Consider the following 18,204-nt stretch of genomic DNA (forward strand, 5'->3'; position numbering starts at 1 on the left):
GGGGCAGGCGGGTACCGTGCGTGCCTGCCTGGAGCTTGAGCGGCGACACCGGCACTCAGCAGCCATCCTGGATGCAGGATGCGCGGCGAAGCAGCAGGGTACGGCCCAGTGCGAGGCCGATGACGGCGGCGCAGGCCGAGCCCATCAACACGGCGAGTTTACTGGCCGACAACAGTTCAGGGCTCGTGAAGGCGAGGTTGGCGATAAAGATGGACATCGTGAAGCCGATGCCGCCGAGACAGCCGATCAGTAGTACGCCGCGCGCATCGATTCCTTCGGCAAGGGCGGCAAGACGCAGCTTCAGGCTCAGCCAGGTGGCCAGTGCGATACCGATGGGCTTGCCGAGAACCAGTCCCAGCGCGATGCCCAGGGTCAGCGAGGCGGACGCCTGCAGTGCGTCGCCGACGCCGCGCAGATCCACGCCGGCATTGGCCAGGGCGAACAATGGAACGATGCCGAAAGCGACCCAGGGATGCAGCGCGGTTTCGACCCGCAGCAGCGGTGGCAGCATTTCGCGTTGCGCGAATTTGAAGCGTTTGACGGGGGGCGGGAGCGCCCGCGCGTCGCGGTCATGCCGCAGGCGCTTGGCGGATTCCCGCAGCGCGCCTGCGGCAGCGGCCAGCAGTCCTGCGCGGGCTCTGCTCGGAACGACCGGGGTGAGCAGTCCCAGCGCAACGCCGGCCAGGGAGGGATGCACACCGGCGTGAAGCATTCCCGACCAGACGATGATTCCCGGCAGGGCATAGGCGAGCGGCGAACCGATGCCAAGACGCTGCATCGCGAACACCAGGACGATGCCGCAGGCCGCGATCAGCAGGCCGAGCAGTTTCAGACCGCTGGTATAGAACATGGCGATGATCAGGATAGCGGCGATATCGTCGATGATCGCGATCGCCAGCAGCAAGACGCGTAGTTGTACGGGGACGCGCTTGCCCAGCAAGGTCAATACGCCGACCGCAAAGGCGATGTCGGTCGCTGTGGGGACAGCCCAGGCATGACGCAGTAGCGGATCGTCGTTCAGGGCCAAGAAGATGACTGCCGGCATCATGACGCCGCCCGCGGCGGCAATCAGGGGCAGGGCTGCGAGGCGCACGGTGGCGAGTGCGCCGTCGTGCATCTCCCGTCTGATCTCCAATCCGACGAGCAGAAAAAAGATCGTCATCAAGCCGTCGTTGATCCAGAACTGCAGCGATTGGTGGCTGAGCCAGGAACTCCAGCCCAGAGTGATGGGCGTGTGCCATAGTGCGTGATAGGTCGAGGACCAGGGGGAACTCGCCCACAGCAGGGCGATGAGGGTGGCGACTAATAGCGCAATACCGCCCGCGGCTTCGAGGCGCGCGAAGCGCTCCAGTGGCTGGAGGAGTCTGCGGATGAATGAACGAGACGTACGGGCGCCAGATGGAACAGAGGTGTGCATGCAGCGTATCTCATCAGCCAGCTGCTGGCGGCCCGACCAGCATTAAACCTGTCTTGCCGCCGCTGCGGCGCAACACCCGACGTATGTTTTACACGCAGACTGACGTGGGTTCAACACAAGTTACGTCGATGGTGCCACCGCAGGGTCGCGGGTTCTGCCAGAGTTGCGCACTCGTGCCGAAGTATCGTGATAGCCGCAGCACTATCTCTGCGGTCACAGCCTGGCGCCAACTATTGGCGGACGAGTACGTCTGACTTGTGTACGAAACCGCGCTCGCAGGCATTGCATGGCGACACATAGTAGTAGTCCCCCCTTGCAGCGGTACCGACAATCGCGACCTCCGTGTCGCCGTGGAAGTAGCCGTTGATGCGTGCTGTCCCGGTCAACGCGATCGATTCGGATGCGTCTGCATCGATCGCACCGATCGGACGCCAGGTGCTGCCACGCTCTTCATACAGCATGAACGGGCAGCCGAGGCTGCCACAGGAGAAGACGCTCCAGGCACCCTCACAGGCCACGCTCTCGTCGAGTCGGAACAGGAATTCTCGCCGGCCATCGCCATTCACGTCGATGCCGGTGAGGACGGGTTGCGGGCCGGGCGCGAGGTGGCCACCTGCATCCGCGCACACCTCGCGCGCTTCCGCCAGGGCGGAGACAAGAAAGTCTGGACAATCCGTACTGCGCGGGCCGCTTTCACGACCCATACTCAAGCAGCGACTCACGTCGTCTACGAATGGCGTATCGTGTGGACTCTGACTATACGCTGCAACGGCGCCTACAACCGCAACCGCGGCTATTCCGTATTTTCGCATTTGGCGAGCCCTTCGTTTACGAAGCACTTGCACATGGCCTCACTGACGAGCCAGGGATGGCTGTCTTCGATGCACGATGCGATCAGACATAGGCAATTCGCTTGGGCATGATACCGCCTCACTGCGATTACTTCTTCCTGAGCGTGTTGAACAGATCGATGACTTTGTTCGCCGTGTCGACGGCATTGCCGGGTGCAGCCGGCCCGACGCCACTGAACGTACCTGCCGTCAGATTCGTGAAGCTGACGCTGTTCTGCCGTGTCGAGCGAATTTGCTGGCCGGGCAGGATCTCCAGCTCATCGATCACCACGTCGTAGCCGAAGCCGTTGCCGTAGGGCGGCTTGGCGTTGAACCGCACGACGTTGAAGGTCGCACTGCGACTCTGTCCCGGGCTCAGTGCGAACTGTGAGTCGGCATTGCGGCTGTCGATGATGCCGATGCCCTTCACGCTGGTGTCGTGGGTTCCAGCGCGGCCCCAGTAGTAGTGATTGCCGAGGTTGTCCATTCCCGCACTCGACGAGGCGCGGTAGGCCAGCACGATCGGCTGATCGCTCACGTTACGGAAGCGGACGTGGAGCGCCAGCGTGTGATGTCGGACGCCGGCGGCCATGTTGCCGGGTGAGACCTGCATGACTTCGGCGACGAACGTGCCGGCGTTGTAGCAGCGCGGCGAACCTCCACACGGATCGGCGATTTGTATGGGTGCGGCGGATGGCGTTGCAACTGAGGCAGCCGGCGTGGCGGCCCGTGCCGCAGACTCGCCGGTCGGCATCGCGGTTGCCGTGCTGGGCGCCGCCTTGACGCTCGCCTGCGCGAGGTCGGTGAAATGCAGCGCATGCTCCGCCCCGAGGCGGAACTGATCATCTGCGATGGGTGTGATCTCGCGCACGGCGAGGTCCAACTCGTAGCTCGTGCCGACGATCGCCTTGCCCGGCTCCCACATCAGCTCGAAGCGAGCATCGCTCCCTTGTCCGGGTTGCAACGTGAATTTTGGGTCGAAAGTGTTGCCGGTGATCTCGCCGATGGCGCGCACGGCGTTGGCTCCCGAGACACCATAGCGATTGCCGCGATCGTCAAGCGCAACTCCTGAGCCGCGCACGTAGCCGAGGATCAACGGCTTGTCGCTGCGATTCTCGAAGCGCACCGTTGCCGTGAGGATGCGGTAGCGTCCCTGGGTGCTGGTACGGAAGTTCGTCAACATAGCGACGAAGCTTCCGGTTTCGATACATGCCGCCTGAGCGGCGCAAGTCTTGGTTGCCGCTGCATGTCCCGGCGCAACGACGAAACCCCAAAGCACTGCTGCCAGAGCGGCCGTAAGGGGGCGCAGTGTGTTCATGGTGGATGCCTCCGCCTGCTTGGCTATTGCTGTTCGACTTGCACGCGGCCGATGGTGAGTCCGCGCTGCGCTTCGCGCATTTCGTATTCGATGACTTCAGTGATGAGGGTCCCGCCCGCAGGGCCCGGCTGCACGGAGGCGATCCTGAGCAGCGCGTCCAGCGAAACGTTGTGGAAGTAGCCGACCTTGTCGCGAATCGCCTGCGCCTGGGCCGGCGGCACGCGCCAGATCTGCGCCGTTCTGCCGTTGCCGAATTTCAACGAGACCTTCTGTCCGAAGGCATCGAACGAGACCACCGAGCTGGGTGCGAAAGCGCGCACCGTGAATTCGCCGTACGCCGGATCGTAGTCGCTGAGATTCGCATTCATCGACAAACGGATGAAGCCGATGCCACGCACGGCCGCTGCCGCCGATTCCAGTTCGGCGCGAACCGCTGCGCGCGTTGCGGCCTTGTCGATGGGCTGCGCGAACTTCACTCGGCCGTCGTCTTCAACCCAGCGATCGATCGGCGGTGCGAGGTCGGCCAAATCGTAGTAAAGAAGAACGACCGCGCTGTTGTCGGGATTGACGATCTCGACAGTGCGTCCCTGTATCCCGGGCCGCACGTCGCCGCTCGACACTGAGGGCGCGTGCTGCCTGTTGCTCGCGCCGTCCATTGCCGGAGCAGTCCCGGCAACCGCCGGTATCGCGGATGGAGCTGCGGTCTGCGTGTCTTCTTGCGTCGACCGTTTATCGGTGCACGCAACGAGCAGCAATGCTGCAAAAATGACAAGCGAACGCATGTTGTCCCCGGAATTACATCAAAGTTGCGGTGCGTCGGCGTTCTTGCCCGCGGCTTCCAACTCCTTGACCTTGCGCTGCTCATCCAGCTGCTGCAGCGCCCGTTCAGTGCCGGTGATGGCTTCGTAACCGGTGGCCTGATCCATGGTGCCGACCTGCAGGTACCGAGCCAGACCGGGATTCTCCCTTGTCGCAACTACCATCGCCATGACGACCACGCCGCAATCCGGCGAGAAGTTCGTCGCGCCATCCGGATCTGCCGTGCCACGGCACTGATTATAGAGTGGAGATGTCTCGGTGAGGCGCCGGCCGAGCGGATCGTAGCTCCAGGTCAGAACCCTCGTGCTTCCGGAATCTTGATTGTGCGTCGGCACTCCATACTTCTTCGCGAGTGCCTGCGCGACGCTGTCCATGGTCGGATTGCGCCCTTCTTCGAACCATTCCTCGCGAGCCGCGGCGATGACGCGCTCCTCGCCCGGGACCCCCATGGTGCTCACGTACCACTTGGCTTGTCCGGGCTTCATGTCATCGCGGCGGGCATTGCCCGAGCGCGCGAGCATGTCGTCCTGCATCTCCTTCATGATCTGCTGCGACGTCTTCTGCACGCGCGGCTCGGCGAAGCGGGCCGAGAATCCCTGCCGGATGGTCTGGCCGTAGGTCTGGATGTTGAAGCGGCGGCTGGTATCCGCCGTAACGACCATCAGGTCATGAGTGCACATCACGACGTTGGCCGCTTCATCAAAGGTCATGCCGGGATGCACGCCCACGACATCGTCCACCGGCGCATTGCTTGCACGCGCCGGCGTTCTGCTCTTGGCAGGGCAACGAACCTTGCCGCGAGCTTCCTTGGCAACTTCCTCCGCAGTCGCCGAGGAAGCCGCCTTGGCCGCGCTCGACTGCGAAGGCCTTGTGGATGCCGGACCGTTCGGCGGCGCCTTGTCGCAAGCGGCGAGTATCGACAGCAGCGCTAGCGCTAGAAGAAAAGTCTGAGGTCCGATTCGTGCGGTCATCGTGGTCATTGTTGCAATCTCCCCTTACCCGTGCCGATCCGCTCTGCGCCGGCCCGACCTGTTTTTCTGAATCTGTAAAGCGGAGTTCTACCGCTCGCAACATATTCGCTCGTCAATGGTCCAGGCATCAGGGTAATTCCATAGTGGATGCGGAATGCCTGCCAGACTCCGCAGTCAGTGTTGCATTGCCACCCAACCCTCTTTGCCCCTCACCATGCGCACGCGCGTATCGCTTCTTTGACGCATGCCGAAGACGCTGACGTCCATGGAGATATCGCAGTCGAATCCGTTGCCACGTGTATCTTTCCGGCAGCCGAGCTTCTCCAACTCATGGACTTCGACCAATCTGCCGTTGTCCGCGCCGGCGAACTCCGCCGCGATTTGGGCGAACGGGTTGTCGCCGGCGTTGTTCATGCTGTTCTCCACTGCCCGCCGGATGTCCTTCTCGCTGGGCTCGCCGGAGCAGGCGGCTAGCAGGCTGCAGGCCAGCAGCACGCCGATGACCGCGCGCGCCGGGCGTGTCGTTGCGACGAAGCGGGGGTGTCGTTTCATGAGGGATCTCCTACCGGCGGGATGGGCGAGGTGTCCCGGAGGGTGAGTTTACGGATGTCGCGGGCGATGCCGAGGGACAGGCCGAGCAATTCGGTGCCCATCATCACCAGCCAGTCCAGCACGATCGCAACCAGCAGACCGCACAACGGCCAGCCGATCAGGCCGAGGAGGGCGCCGGAAGTATCCCAGCGCAGGTTGCCCAGTCCTGCGAGCCCCTTGATCAATCCGGCGGCCAGGGCGATCGCGATGGCAATACTGGCCAGGGTTCCGCCTGCGACCCGGACCCAGGTCAGGTGCGGGACATCGTTGGCGACGTCCAATCCGCCGCCGCCGATCTCCCGGAGTTGCTGACCGGTGATGCGCAGGGTACGAAACGGCATGGTGAACCAGGCGGCCCACAGGACGAAGAAACCCTTCACGATTCCGGAATGGGCGATCTGGACAGCTCCGGCACGCAATGCGGCACCGGCAAAACTGGTGCCGCATTGACTGCAACGGCCGGCCCGGTCGGGATTCTGAGCGCCGCAGTTTGGACAAAACATGAGATGTGCTTCCTTGTGGGTCGTATCAGTCGTCGCCCGCGGCGTTCGCGGCAGTGCGGTAGTCGCGGATCGCGTCGATCGCGACCGGCAGCGTGGCTTGAAGCCGCCCAAAAGTCCTCACGGGGCGCTAACCAAACGCTAACTTCGATAGAAATTCCTTTTGAACAGTGTGTTATGTTTTCAGTTGAGGAGGCGAGCAATTCCCGGAGCCGGCCGGCAAGGGCTGCCAGAGACCTAGCAAAGGCGATGACCTGCACATACCGGAAGGTCACGGCAGTTGATCGGTCACCTACAGCCGCTTTGTCGCGCTAGAATCCTCTGAATAGAGCAGGTGATCGGTGAGCTGCAGTCCTGCTCATGGCCTTTGTCCGCCATGCCTTCGGATTCTCGGTAGGCAAAGGCCATGAACGGAACCGTCTACTCGGAGACGGACTGGCGCCATGATGAACTTGGCGGCAGACAGAGGTCATGAGCGGGATCATCCACCCGGGAGGTGGACGGGCACCGGTGCAAGTGCTTCGAGCGACTGAACATGTGCGGGCGGATTGAATCCGTGCGCGAGGCCAATCGATCGCGGGAGCGGCCGATCGAACGAGCAAGTATAAAGGTCCAATCGACCCAGGTTCACGATGCCTACGTTTCGTGAAGATCCGAGATCCTCGTTGTTCTGTTACCGGTTCGGTACGGCCGTGTTCGATGAGGCGCGTTTTGAACTGCGCATCGATGGGCATCCCGTCGAGGTGCAGCGCAAGCCTTTGGAGATCCTCGCCTGCCTGTTGGCCCATCCTGGTGAGGTCGTCACTCGGGAGGAACTGCTGGATACTGTTTGGGCAGGGCGGCCCACAGTCGACAATGTGGTGGCCAATGCCATGGCCAAACTACGCCATGCGCTGGGGGCCGGGAACGCCGAGCGTATCCTGACCCAGCCGCGCGTCGGCTACCGTTTCGAGGGGCCGCTGGAGCGCGTCGCGGTCGGCCGAGGATTGACCAGCGCATTGGATCTGAAGTCCGGCGCGCCGGTGCCGGGACGGCCTAATTTTCAGCTTGAGTCCCTGCTCGGCAGTTCTGGCAATGCGGAGGTCTGGCTGGCGCTTCACCCCCGGACCCGCGAAGTGCGGGTCTACAAATTCAGCTCGGGCGGGGAGCGCTTGAGCGCGCTCAAGCGGGAAGCGACGTTGTATCGGGTGTTGCATGATAGTTTGGGTGATCGCGCCGATTTGACGCGGGTCATCGACTGGAACTTCGCCATCGCACCTTTCTTTTTGGAATGCGAGTACGGGGGCCACAACCTGGCGGAGTGGGCACTGGCCGAGGACCGACTGGCATCGCTGACGCCGCAGGAACGCATCACGCTTTTTCTGCAGATCGCCGACGTGGTGGCGGCGGCGCACAGTGTCGGGGTGTTACACAAGGATCTGAAGCCGACGAACGTATTGATCGCGGCCGGACCCGAGGGGGCTTGGCAGGCGCGCCTGACGGATTTCGGCAGCGGGGGATTGCTGGAGGTCGAGCGGTTGGTGGATTTGAACATCACACGCATGGGCATAACCGTGACGCGCAGTGTACTCGCCGATTCCAGGAGCGGGACGCCGCTGTATCTGGCGCCGGAGTTGATCGCGGGTCAGACGCCAACCGTGCAGAGCGACTTATACAGCCTGGGCATCATGCTCTACCAGATGGTGGTGGCCGATCTGCGCAAGCCCATGGTGCCGGGCTGGGAGCGCGGCGTCGCCGATCCGCTGCTTCGCGAGGACATCGCTCGCGCCACCGACGGGGATCCATTATTGCGCCCGCGCAGTGTGGCCGAGCTGGCCCAACGACTGCGCGCGTTGGAGTCGCGCCGCCAGGAATATCGGCGTGCGATACAGATCGAGGCGGCGGCACGCGGCGCGGCGCAGGCGCTGCAACGCAGCCGGGCGCGCCGGCCTTGGATCATTGCGGCCGGTGTGATCGTGGCCGTGGGCTGCGGCTTCAGCCTGTGGTTGTACCGGGGTGCGGAACAGGCCAGTGCGCGTGCCGATGCCATCAACGATTTCCTGCATTGGGGCGTGCTGGCGAATACGGGTGCGCTCAAGACGGATAACGACAGCGATCCGACGATGCGCCGCGTATTGATCCATGCGGCGGCGAGTGTGGGCGAGCATTTCAGCAACGATCCGGGCAGTGAAGGTTGGATCCGCCTGGCGATCGGCCAGGGATTTTCGGGACTGGGCGATTATGCGGCGGCCGAGCAGCAGCATCGCTTGTCGGTGACGTTGCTCGAACGCGCCTACGGGCCGGTGCATGAGCGCGCGGTGGAGGCGAGGTATGCACTGGCTGTCACCTTGCTGGAGCAATCGAAATTCTCCGCTGCCGAGGCGGTCCTGGCGGAAGTGGATCTGCTGGGTGATCGCGCGCTGCGCTCCAGCGGGACTGCTATGAAGTCGCATGCGCTGCGCGGCATGTTGCGTGCCACGCGCAAGGAATGCCAGGCTGCCTTGGAGGACTTTCGGGCGGCCGAGCGGATCGATCCGGCGCCGTCGGACGGGGCCACCTTCAACCGCTACAACGTGCGCTCATGGATAGGTCAAAGCCTGAATTGCTTGGGACGTCATGAGGAAGCCAAGGCCGTTTATGCGGCGCTGCTGGGCCCCGAGCATCGTGAAGAGGTACTCGGTCCGGCGCTGATCGCTTACGCCCGCCTCGGGTATGCCGAGTCGCTGCGCCAGAGGGGATATATTGCGGAGGCTGAACAGGAATTCTTGCGTGCGTTGGAAGCGGTCGAGACGCGTGTCAGCGCCGTGGATGCCCTGACGACAGGCCAGCGCTGATGAGCAGGGGGCAGCCTATTGGCTGGCAGCGGCACTGGTCAGTGCCGGCCTTGTGAGTCGGCGCTCGCCGCCCTGGCTGCGCTGTCGTCCTGGCCGCTCATCGCTTGCGAGTTTCGGCCGCTATTCCGCCAGCGTCTGAATCGGCCGACTGGCCTGGATCGTCGCTGGGCGCGGTACGGATATCGATGACGCCGCAGGCGATGCGTGCGCCGGAATTGCCCGAAGGCTGCGATGCGTAGTCATCCGGATCTTCGTGGATCACGATGGCCTTCCCGATCACATCGGTTGCGCCGCCTGAATGCAGGCTGACGCTGTGAACGATGATGTCGATTTTGGCTATGCCCTGATCATCGGAACGCAGATTGAGCATGTCGCCGGCATGATGGCTATCGCCGGCCGGGTCGCCATGGGGCTGTTGACCGGGGTTGAAGTGTGCACCGGCGCTGCTGGCATCCGGGGCACTGCAATCACCTTTTTCATGGATGTGAAAACCGAAACTCGCCGTCGGCGGCAGGTTCTGGATCAGCCCGGTGATATGCACGCCGGTGGGCATTTGACTGAGCGTGAGCAGGCCGGAAGCTTGATGGCCACGTGTAGGTGCGAGATGGGCGGAGGCGGTCGGCATGAGGGTCGACTCGCCGGATCTCATCATGTCCATGTCATGGTTCATGCTCGCGGACTGCGTGTCCGCAGCCGCTGCACCTGCCGGTCTTTCGCCGGGGCCGGGTTTGCAGGCGACCAGTGCGAGGCTGACGAGTAGCGCAATACCCGCGGCGGCGGCGCGCGAGGGAGCGGCTGTGGCCGGCCTGGCCGGCAGGGTGAGCGGATGACGCATGGAATTTCGGATGGGGGCATGGTGGGAGGCGTACTGCATGAGCCGGTCTCGCTTGTTCTGAGTGGTTTTCTTGGCTGATCGTCCGGGAAAGTTCCGCGCGGGAAGAGATGAAGTCATTGGTACAATTCACGAAACCAGTATGGCGTTCCGGCATGGGCGAATTTTTTGCTGCCACGCTTGACCGATCATCGCCTGGTCGGTCGTCCGCGGAGCGGTGGCTCGCATCGTCGCAGTGTATGTACTACTCGCGGGGAGCGGCGCCGGGCAGGAGAATCATCATATCGCGAGGGAATTACCATGAGGATTTACCCCAAAAGGGAATTCCGGCAGCGTAATCGTCATGCTTAACGAAGGCTTGCTATTTCCGGCGCAAGCGCGTTGCATGATTCTGGCGCCACGGCAAGCGGCAGGGCACTGCGCTCGAGCGATCTGCCGTTGCCCGATGCGTTCCCTGCAGCGGCGCTGTCCGAGGATGTGATCCAATGATCGACCTGTATTACACGCCCACGCCGAACGGCTTGAAGATCAAGCTGTTCCTGGAAGAAATCGGGCTTCCCTATCGCACGGTGCCGGTGGACATCGGTAAGGGAGAGCAGTTCGAGCCGGCGTTCCTGACAATTTCTCCGAACAACAAGATTCCCGCGATCGTCGATCATGATCCGCTCGACAAAGGGTCGCCGCTGTCCGTGTTCGAATCCGGCGCGATCCTGCTGTATCTGGCGAACAAAACCGGCCGGCTCATTCCTGCGGATGAACGTGGCCGGATGGTAGTGCTGCAATGGTTGTTCTGGCAGACCTCGGGACTGGGGCCCATGGCTGGTCAGAACGGGCATTTCAACATCTACGCGTCCGAAAAGGTGCCGTATGCGATCGAGAGATACACGCGGGAGACCCGCCGCCTGTACGGCGTGCTGGACAAGCACCTGGCGGGACGGGAGTTTATAGCCGGCGAGTACTCGATCGCCGATATCGCCTCCTATCCCTGGATCGTGCCGCATCGAGGACATGGTCAGACTCTGACGGATTTTCCGCACCTGCATCGCTGGTTCGAAACGATCCGTGCGCGGCCCGCGACGATCCGTGCCTACGAGGGCGTCGAGGACAGCTATTCGAAGTCCGGCGGGGGGCTCTCGGAGGAGGCCCGCAAGATCCTGTTCGGACAGGGCGCGGCGGCCCGGGAGCGCTGAACCGCGTCAATATAAAGTTGGTGGGCCCGGCAGGATTCGAACCTGCAACCAAGGGATTATGAGACGGCCTTTTTGCGCATTGCAACTCAGCAGTACGCACGGCGAAGCTGCGTAAGTTATTGATCTTTTTCGTTTACCGAATGCCGCCGCGTTCGCCATGATATGTGCTAGCCCGGATATCTCACCGCTAGGGGGTGCATCGAGGCTGTGATTGGGTAAAACTTGTTTTACGACGACGAGTTAAGACCCAACCACAGGAGTCCCCGATGCCGACACAGTGTAACGCTGAACAACTGCAATTTTCATGTGTAGAACGCCGCCGGGTGGTGGCGGCATTTGACGGCGGCACGGTCAGCTCGGATGCCGGCGCATTGCTGCTGGGCAAGTGCGATGAAGCGATCGGATTGATCGATCGGCTGGCGGGGGGTTTTGTCGATTCGCGCGATCCGAACCTAATCGAGCATACGGTGAGGACGCTGATCGGGCAGCGCGTGTTCGCGATGGCGCTAGGGTATGAGGACCTGAACGACCATGACAGTCTGCGCCATGACCCAGTGTTCGGCGCCTTGTTGGGCAAGCTTGAGCCGAAGCGTCGCGGCGATTGTGCGGCGCTGGCGGGCAAGAGCACGCTGAACCGTCTGGAGTTGCACGCAGCGCAAGGCATCAGCCGCTATCACAAGATCCGCCCCGATACACAGGCCATCGAGGGGCTGTGGGTGGATCTGTATCTGGATGCCCACCACGAGGCGCCCAGCGAGATTGTCCTGGACCTGGATGCCACCGATGATCCGCTGCACGGTCATCAGGAAGGCCGATTCTTCCATGGCTATTACGACGGCTATTGTTATCTGCCGCTGTACATCTTTGCGGGCGAGCATCTGCTGTGTGCGAAGCTGCGTCGCTCGAACATCGATGGGGCCGCCGGGGCGCGCGAGGAAGTCGAGCGCATCGTGGCGCAGATCCGCCAGCGCTGGGGCGCGGTGAAGATTATTCTGCGCGCCGACTCGGGCTTTTGCCGCGAGGAGCTGATGAGCTGGTGCGAGCAAAACGCGGTGGATTATGTGTTTGGGCTCGCCAGGAACGCCCGCCTGGTGCGCTCGATCGGCGCCGAGTTGCAGGCCGCGGCGGCCGAATCACGCGAGACGCAGCAGTCTGCGCGGCGCTTCAAGGAACTGGTGTATCGAACGCGCAAGAGCTGGTGTCGTGCGCGACGCGTGGTGGCCAAAGCGGAACAAACCGGGGATAAAGCCAACCCGCGCTTCATCGTGACCAGTGTGTCGATGCGGCAGTGGCCAACGCGCGCGCTGTATGAAGAGTTTTACTGCGCCCGTGGGGAATGTGAGAACCGCATCAAGGAAGCGCAGCTGGATCTGTTCGCCGATCGACTCTCAACCGCCACGTTCCGGGCCAATCAGTTGCGCCTCTGGCTGTCCTCGGCTGCCTACGTGTTGATGCACGCGCTACGTCGTATCGGACTGGCTGGCACTGCGCTCGCACGTGCCTGTGCGAACACCATTCGACTGCGATTACTGAAAATCGGCGCTGTCGTCACCGTGAGCGTGCGGCGCGTGAAACTTGCCATGAGTGAGGCCTGTGCAACCCAGCGCGAGTTCATCGCAGCCTTCCACGCCTTGAGCGCTGCGGCGCGATAAACCGCACCCCCACGAACCAGACTGCCTCAACGTTGCACCATCGCCTCGATTACCGCTCGCTCGCAGCGGCGGTATTCTATATCCAAAAATCCACCTCCTCATCGGCGCGCCGCGCCGCGCTCGTGCCTGCGCGATCGCGATAACTCTGACATGTGTTTATATACAGTTATGTCGGTCGGTGTGAGAAATGCGGGCTAGTGCATGCAATAAAATAAGTCACTGCACCGAATTTGCACGAAATCGGCGCCAATGGGTTTTCGTGCACGCTGTTTTCTGATCGTTGATCGGCAAGGGAAAATACGTCGAGCCGACCAACGGTGTGAAATTCGGTTGGAGTGACGGGCGAAGACATCAACCGGCCCAGTGGCAGCCGTCATTTGACCTGTGCTTTCTCGATTGTTCTCGCCATCCGTGTCTGCCAGCCTGGCCCCGTAGCCTTCCAGCGCGCGATGACGCTGGCCGGCAGCCGGACCGATACGAGTAGCCGCGGGTCCGCCGCGATCGGCCGGCCCGCACGCTTCACCACAGCGCGCGCGAGCATCTCGTCCGTGAGCTCAGGAGCGTCGCGATACTCATGCGGCTTGATGACGTGAGCGTCTACCTTTTTCAGGTCAGAGCCCAAAGAACGGCGCGAGACGCGCTTTTTCGCGGTCATTGGCTTTCCTCATACTGATGATGTGGCGCGAGTCGCCACGCTGCACGTACACCACCACGACGAGTCGGCCGGTAAGGTGCCCGTAGCAGATGATCCGAGAGTCTCGCCGTAGTCCTTGCGGTCATCTTCGATCTCCACCGTGACACCGGCAAAGACGGAAGCGGCATCCTCGAAATCGAGCCCACGGGTGGCCAGTGTCCTGGCTCTTTTCGACGGGTCGTAGGTGATACCCATGGATTTATTGTATCTACATATATTAGTGGGTCAATATCTGCTCCTTGCTCTTCACGTACCGCTCGATGGCGCCGGTGCGGCGCAAATTCCACTTCTGAATCTTTCTGCGCCCCCTCTTGGCACCCGATTGAATCGCAGCGGCGATCTTGGGGTCCATGCCCGCTCCGGCCAGCAGGGCGCCACGAAATGGCGGGCGGAATCCACGCAGATTTATCAGTGAATTTACAAGTTATTATTTTTATTTATTAGTTGGTGGGCCCGGCAGGATTCGAACCTGCAACCAAGGGATTATGAGTCCCCTGCACTAACCGTTGTGCTACAGGCCCACGATGAACGAGTGGATCGGCAGTGGGCGATTCTAACAGCACCCATCATGTGTGCGCGCAAAACTGTCGAGCGGGATTGAAGGGGTATGGCCTGGGGTGGGGGTATTGTCCGGCATCGAATTTGTCAGGACCTTTGTCAAAGCTTTATCGGGGCGATGAGCCGCACCGCGCTCGACCGGAGAGGCTTGACAAGGCGGATCGAGGCGAACGTACGCTGGATATCCACAGAAGCGGTGGAAAACATCTGGATAACATGGGATTGACTTCACGTACCGGCGGCGGATGATGGCTCTGTCGTTCGATTGGTCGTTCCTTGATCAAAGGCGTACAACCGACGCATGGCCTACCGCGGGAACGCCGCGAAAAAGCAAGCCGTCGGGGAAGGGTTTGCGATGGTCGAAATATCTCCTTCCGACCACGTGCAGGGCGTCGCTGCGCAAGGCCAGCGGCTGGCGAAGGAAGCGATCTTCCGGGAACTGCAGGCGCCATACGCCGAGCTGGAGCACCTGATACGAGCAGGAACTCGAGCGCCTGATCCCGGAGGCCAGGATCACGCTCGGAAACCGCGCGATCCTGGCCCTGATCGTCGTCATGTGCCGGTGGCAGCATCGTTGGACGCCGGGCCGAAATACGCTCGCACACGCCGCGGTGTTTTGTACGCTGCTTGGTGGTTGGTTGCAGGGCTGTTGCTGACGGTGCTGAATCCGATCGCGATCGCCCAGGAACAGGTGCGTCCGGCGCGCAAGCTCGATGTATGGTATGTCCCGACGACGCCCGAGGTCGTCGATCGAATGATGACGGTCGCGAAGGTGCGTACCGGCGATGTGGTGTTCGATCTGGGATGCGGGGACGGCCTGGTGATCGCGGCAGCGAAAAAATACGGTACTCGCGGGATGGGCGTGGATCTGGATCCGCGGCGCATCAGGGAGGCGCGAGCCAATGCGCTGCGAGCCGGCGTGGAGGACCTGGTGCGCTTCAAAGTCGGCGATCTGTTCGCGACCGATATCCGCGAGGCGAGCGTGGTCATGCTGTACCTGCTGCCGAGATTGAATCGGCGTTTGAAGCCGAAGCTGTTCGCCGAATTGCGGCCGGGTGCGCGGGTCGTATCGCACGATTTCGACATGGGGAGCGACTGGCCGCCGGATGAGTACATCAAATTAGGCAACGCCGGCATCTATCTATGGATCATGCCACCCTACGAAGAACGTGATGCATTCCGGCGAGGCGAATCAGGGCGCCGCTGAGAATCGGTGTGGGTCGGCGCGCCATGATATCGCCCAGACGGCGATGCCGCTGAGCATGACTGCCAATGCAATATGGGTGGCGTGATCTTCGGCCTCGGCATAGCACTGCGCCAATCTAGCCATCTCCGGGTTGTACTCCACCCCGACCGAGCGGGTACCGAACTCGCGGGCCGCCGCGATGGCGATCTTGCCGTCTCCGGCGCCGAGGTCATACACCAGGTCCAGGAGGGATACGGATGCCAGCTTCAGCATGCGCATGACCAGCGGGTCGCTGGTGGGAACCCAGATGACATCCTTGCCGGGCTGCCCGCTCCTGGGCTTGAAGTCACGCTCGCAGGCGGCGCGTCCGGGCGCTCGCTCGAGGGCGGGATCGATGTAGCGGAGCGGCGTGATCGCCCGTGCCGGTATTTGGGCCGATGTTTGAGTCGGCGCTTCAGCCGGTGTCTGGGCCGGGATGCCAACCGACCCCATGGTCATGAGCAGCAGGCCGACGAGCCGTAGGGCTGGACCGCCTCCGTATTTGCGCTCATGTGCCAGAGGCCGGCACATGAGCGGTTCTCCTGATGCGAACACTAATCGCCACTGCGACAATGCGTTTGATGCGGGAGGGCTTCTTCGTCGATTATTGTCAAGGATCCTGCGGCATGTAGCAAACGTATCTGCCGAAGGGAGTGCAGGCGAGAGGAGAGATTTACGCGTTATCGGCATTTACGAAATGCCGGCTCAAATGTCGGCTCGAACCCCGGGTGTATACGAAGATCGGATCACTGCATGCATCTCGAACAACCTAGATCGCCGGCATCCGTTTCATTCTTGCAATGGCTTCCGGATACTTTTCGTGAGCCCGAGGCCGAACACGCCGGCCGACCACATGTTTTGCTGCTGACGTCGGGTTTGGGCCTGGGGCATGTCAGGGCCGCGCAGGCGATCGAGGCCGCCCTACGGGATCGAGCCGATGTCTTCACCGTGGATCTGTGGTCCTTGATGAATGCCTCGGTGGCACGGGCGGTGCAAGCCACCTATCTGAGTCTGGTGCAGAATTACCCGCAGCTGTATGAGCGTCTTTACCACCTCGATGAGCGGACTTGGCGCCTGGTGCTGGAAAAGGAAACGGGTCCGCCGCCTGATGTGCTCCAGGTGCTGGAGTTGATCTCCGGCATTGCTGCGAATATCGGCACGGATGAGCCGCGCGGCGGGCGTTATGGATCGGACAAGTTGCTGCTGTCGCTGTTGTGCGCGGCTTTGCCCTACGATGGCGACAGCCTGGCAGGCAACGGTGTGAGAGCGCGACTGGCATTGATGAAGTGGGTCTGGCTGCGCCTGATCAGGCGTCTGGATGCAGCGATCCGCAAAATATCACCGCAGCTGATCATCAGCACCCAGATGGTGCCGGCCGCCATGGCTGCCCGGCTCAAGCGGCGTGGGAAGCTGCGGGTGCCGATCATTGGCGTAATGACGGACTTCGGAGTACACGATTTCTGGAAACAACGCGGCATGGAACACTATTGCCTGGCGCACGAATCCAATTTAGGCAGTATCGGCATGCCGGAGGCCAGAGAGTATGCAACAGGCGTGCCGCTGATGCCCGACTTCTCCACGCCGATGCCGCAAGGCGAGGCGAGGCGCCGGCTGGGATTGCCGCTGAACGCTTCCGTCGTGCTGGTACTGGGCGGCGGATTGGGGCTCAGCGTGGATGGCGCAACGGCGCTGCTGCTGCAGCGGCGCACGCGTATGCACGTGATAGCGATGCCAGGCCGCAATCAGGCGGCACGCAGCGAGCTTGCGCGGCTCGAGCAGGCTCATCGTCTGAATTTAAGCGTATGCGACTGGACCGATCGCATGGATATCTATCTGCGTGCCGCCGACCTGGTGGTCGGTAAGCCCGGTGGCATCACCGTTGCGGAATCGCTCGCCTGCGGGCGGCCGTTGTTGGCGAGCCGCTCACTGGGTGGGCAGGAGGGTTTCAACGTCGATTTTTTGCAGCGGCATGGAGTCGGCGGTCTGATCGCCGACGATGTGCTGCTGGACAGAGTGCATGCATTGTTGTCCGATCATGAACGTTTGAATCTCATGCAGTCACGCGCGTGGCGGCTCGGCCATCGTGACGGAGCATCGCAGATCGCTGCGCTGGCGCTCGAACTGGTGATGCAGCGGCAGTCACTGGCATGGCAAACCCCATGAAGTGGATGCGATGGATTTCGCGCAAGGCGCTCTCTCTGGTCGATACCGGGTATTTACGGTGGCGCCGCCTGCGTCCTCTGGGTCCCGCGCTATATCTCGAATGCACGCGCTATCGGGGACCGGAGCTACGTTTCGAGGACGGTACGCTGCTGCGCGACAAGGATGCGCTCGGACGTCTGCACTTCAATAACGCGAATATCGCTGCGCTGGGAGAGGGATCGATGCATCGCGTGGGATTGCGCTTCGCAAAGCTCATGCGGGAATCCTTGCGGCACCTGGCGGAGGCGGCATCTTCCGACCCGCAGTTGCAGGACGTGCGAGTGTTCCAGGGGGTAACGGGGATGCCGGCGCATGGCGAGGTTGTGGGCTTCGTCAGTACGCCGTTGCCCAGAACCTGGCGTTCGCGCCTGCTGGCCGGCCACTTCCGGCTTCTCATCTGGGTATTTGCGCCGGCGGCGCGCATTCGCGCGCGCGCGCGTACCGAGCCGCGCCTGTATTGGCTGACCCGAAGCGCGTTGATGCGCAACCTGCATAAATTCGAAACTCCTAAACACCATGAGCGGCAGAGGAGCAGGCGCGTCTCGTGCGGTCGGGGCTTAGAGGCGGCAGCGGGCAGACACTTGGAGTGAAC

At 62.2% G+C, this 18,204-nt stretch carries 17 protein-coding genes, 1 tRNA gene and 1 pseudogene; 7 read left to right on the forward strand and 12 right to left on the reverse strand.

Translation table 11 applies throughout. The annotated features are described in order from the left end of the window. Nucleotides 1–55: 55 nt before the first annotated feature. From nhaA to ACG33_RS01025, 7 genes are all read right to left on the reverse strand, one after another. A complete protein-coding gene (gene nhaA, locus ACG33_RS00995) occupies nucleotides 56–1,417 on the reverse strand; it encodes a Na+/H+ antiporter NhaA (protein ID WP_083536317.1) in 1,362 nt (453 codons plus the stop codon). 230 nt (nucleotides 1,418–1,647) lie between these two features. Next, nucleotides 1,648–2,127: a hypothetical protein gene (locus ACG33_RS01000; RefSeq protein WP_157071618.1), complete on the reverse strand. Its 480-nt coding sequence runs from the start codon at nucleotides 2,125–2,127 to the stop codon at nucleotides 1,648–1,650. 229 nt (nucleotides 2,128–2,356) lie between these two features. Continuing rightward, nucleotides 2,357–3,565 carry a hypothetical protein gene (locus ACG33_RS01005; RefSeq protein ID WP_066917963.1) on the reverse strand — a complete coding sequence of 403 codons (1,209 nt, stop codon included), beginning with the start codon at nucleotides 3,563–3,565 and terminating at the stop codon, nucleotides 2,357–2,359. 23 nt (nucleotides 3,566–3,588) lie between these two features. Beyond that, nucleotides 3,589–4,185, reverse strand: a complete 597-nt coding sequence (locus tag ACG33_RS01010; RefSeq protein WP_157071619.1) for a hypothetical protein — start codon at nucleotides 4,183–4,185, stop codon at nucleotides 3,589–3,591. A gap of 180 nt (nucleotides 4,186–4,365) precedes the next feature. After that, a complete protein-coding gene (locus ACG33_RS01015) occupies nucleotides 4,366–5,364 on the reverse strand; it encodes a hypothetical protein (RefSeq protein ID WP_066917965.1) in 999 nt (332 codons plus the stop codon). A gap of 165 nt (nucleotides 5,365–5,529) precedes the next feature. Then, nucleotides 5,530–5,907, reverse strand: a complete 378-nt coding sequence (locus tag ACG33_RS01020; protein WP_066917966.1) for a hypothetical protein — start codon at nucleotides 5,905–5,907, stop codon at nucleotides 5,530–5,532. Continuing rightward, the gene (locus tag ACG33_RS01025) at nucleotides 5,904–6,449 is read right to left on the reverse strand and encodes a zinc ribbon domain-containing protein (protein ID WP_066917967.1); all 546 of its coding nucleotides are present in this window, start codon (nucleotides 6,447–6,449) and stop codon (nucleotides 5,904–5,906) included. Before ACG33_RS01025 ends, ACG33_RS01020 begins: the two co-directional genes overlap by 4 nt. A 629-nt stretch (nucleotides 6,450–7,078) precedes the next feature. Here ACG33_RS01025 and ACG33_RS01030 point away from each other — a divergent pair. Further along, complete coding sequence (locus ACG33_RS01030) at nucleotides 7,079–9,259, forward strand: protein kinase domain-containing protein (RefSeq protein ID WP_083536318.1); 2,181 nt, start codon at nucleotides 7,079–7,081, stop codon at nucleotides 9,257–9,259. 97 nt (nucleotides 9,260–9,356) lie between these two features. Here ACG33_RS01030 and ACG33_RS01035 read toward each other — a convergent pair whose 3' ends face one another. Further along, nucleotides 9,357–10,094, reverse strand: a complete 738-nt coding sequence (locus ACG33_RS01035; RefSeq protein ID WP_066917969.1) for a superoxide dismutase family protein — start codon at nucleotides 10,092–10,094, stop codon at nucleotides 9,357–9,359. Nucleotides 10,095–10,576: 482 nt separating this feature from the next. On the opposite strand from ACG33_RS01035, the gene ACG33_RS01040 reads away from it, so the two are divergent. Further along, entirely contained in the window at nucleotides 10,577–11,281 is a 705-nt protein-coding gene (locus tag ACG33_RS01040; RefSeq protein ID WP_066917970.1) for a glutathione binding-like protein, read from the forward strand. A 266-nt stretch (nucleotides 11,282–11,547) separates the two neighbouring features. Beyond that, entirely contained in the window at nucleotides 11,548–12,933 is a 1,386-nt protein-coding gene (locus ACG33_RS01045; RefSeq protein WP_066917971.1) for an IS1380 family transposase, read from the forward strand. A gap of 373 nt (nucleotides 12,934–13,306) precedes the next feature. On the opposite strand, the gene ACG33_RS01050 is transcribed toward ACG33_RS01045, so the two are convergent. Together ACG33_RS01050 and ACG33_RS16990 are read right to left on the reverse strand one after the other, a co-directional pair. Continuing rightward, nucleotides 13,307–13,588, reverse strand: a complete 282-nt coding sequence (locus tag ACG33_RS01050) for a BrnA antitoxin family protein (RefSeq protein WP_066917972.1) — start codon at nucleotides 13,586–13,588, stop codon at nucleotides 13,307–13,309. Then, nucleotides 13,545–13,822, reverse strand: a pseudogene (locus tag ACG33_RS16990) (BrnT family toxin). Before ACG33_RS16990 ends, ACG33_RS01050 begins: the two are co-directional and overlap by 44 nt. Here ACG33_RS16990 and ACG33_RS15950 point away from each other — a divergent pair. Further along, nucleotides 13,821–14,042 (forward strand): hypothetical protein, encoded by a 222-nt coding sequence (locus ACG33_RS15950; RefSeq protein WP_157071620.1) that lies wholly within the window; start codon nucleotides 13,821–13,823, stop codon nucleotides 14,040–14,042. The pseudogene ACG33_RS16990 and the gene ACG33_RS15950 sit on opposite strands and share 2 nt — an antisense overlap. Before the next feature lie 30 nt (nucleotides 14,043–14,072). On the opposite strand, the gene ACG33_RS01060 is transcribed toward ACG33_RS15950, so the two are convergent. Next, nucleotides 14,073–14,148: transfer RNA gene (locus ACG33_RS01060), tRNA-Ile, on the reverse strand. Nucleotides 14,149–14,540: 392 nt separating this feature from the next. Between ACG33_RS01060 and ACG33_RS16415 the strand changes: the two genes are divergently transcribed. Continuing rightward, the gene (locus ACG33_RS16415) at nucleotides 14,541–15,392 is read left to right on the forward strand and encodes a class I SAM-dependent methyltransferase (protein WP_083537104.1); all 852 of its coding nucleotides are present in this window, start codon (nucleotides 14,541–14,543) and stop codon (nucleotides 15,390–15,392) included. On the opposite strand, the gene ACG33_RS01070 is transcribed toward ACG33_RS16415, so the two are convergent. Then, nucleotides 15,378–15,941 (reverse strand): class I SAM-dependent methyltransferase, encoded by a 564-nt coding sequence (locus ACG33_RS01070; RefSeq protein WP_066917973.1) that lies wholly within the window; start codon nucleotides 15,939–15,941, stop codon nucleotides 15,378–15,380. The two genes, ACG33_RS16415 and ACG33_RS01070, sit on opposite strands and share 15 nt — an antisense overlap. Nucleotides 15,942–16,268: 327 nt before the next feature. Between ACG33_RS01070 and ACG33_RS01075 the strand changes: the two genes are divergently transcribed. Both ACG33_RS01075 and ACG33_RS01080 read left to right on the forward strand, forming a co-directional pair. After that, a complete protein-coding gene (locus ACG33_RS01075; protein WP_210399125.1) occupies nucleotides 16,269–17,573 on the forward strand; it encodes an MGDG synthase family glycosyltransferase in 1,305 nt (434 codons plus the stop codon). Beyond that, nucleotides 17,570–18,202 carry a YkoP family protein gene (locus tag ACG33_RS01080; RefSeq protein ID WP_066917975.1) on the forward strand — a complete coding sequence of 211 codons (633 nt, stop codon included), beginning with the start codon at nucleotides 17,570–17,572 and terminating at the stop codon, nucleotides 18,200–18,202. Before ACG33_RS01075 ends, ACG33_RS01080 begins: the two co-directional genes overlap by 4 nt. Nucleotides 18,203–18,204: the final 2 nt, after the last annotated feature.

This window comes from Steroidobacter denitrificans (genome assembly GCF_001579945.1).
Taxonomy (GTDB): Bacteria; Pseudomonadota; Gammaproteobacteria; order Steroidobacterales; family Steroidobacteraceae; genus Steroidobacter; species Steroidobacter denitrificans.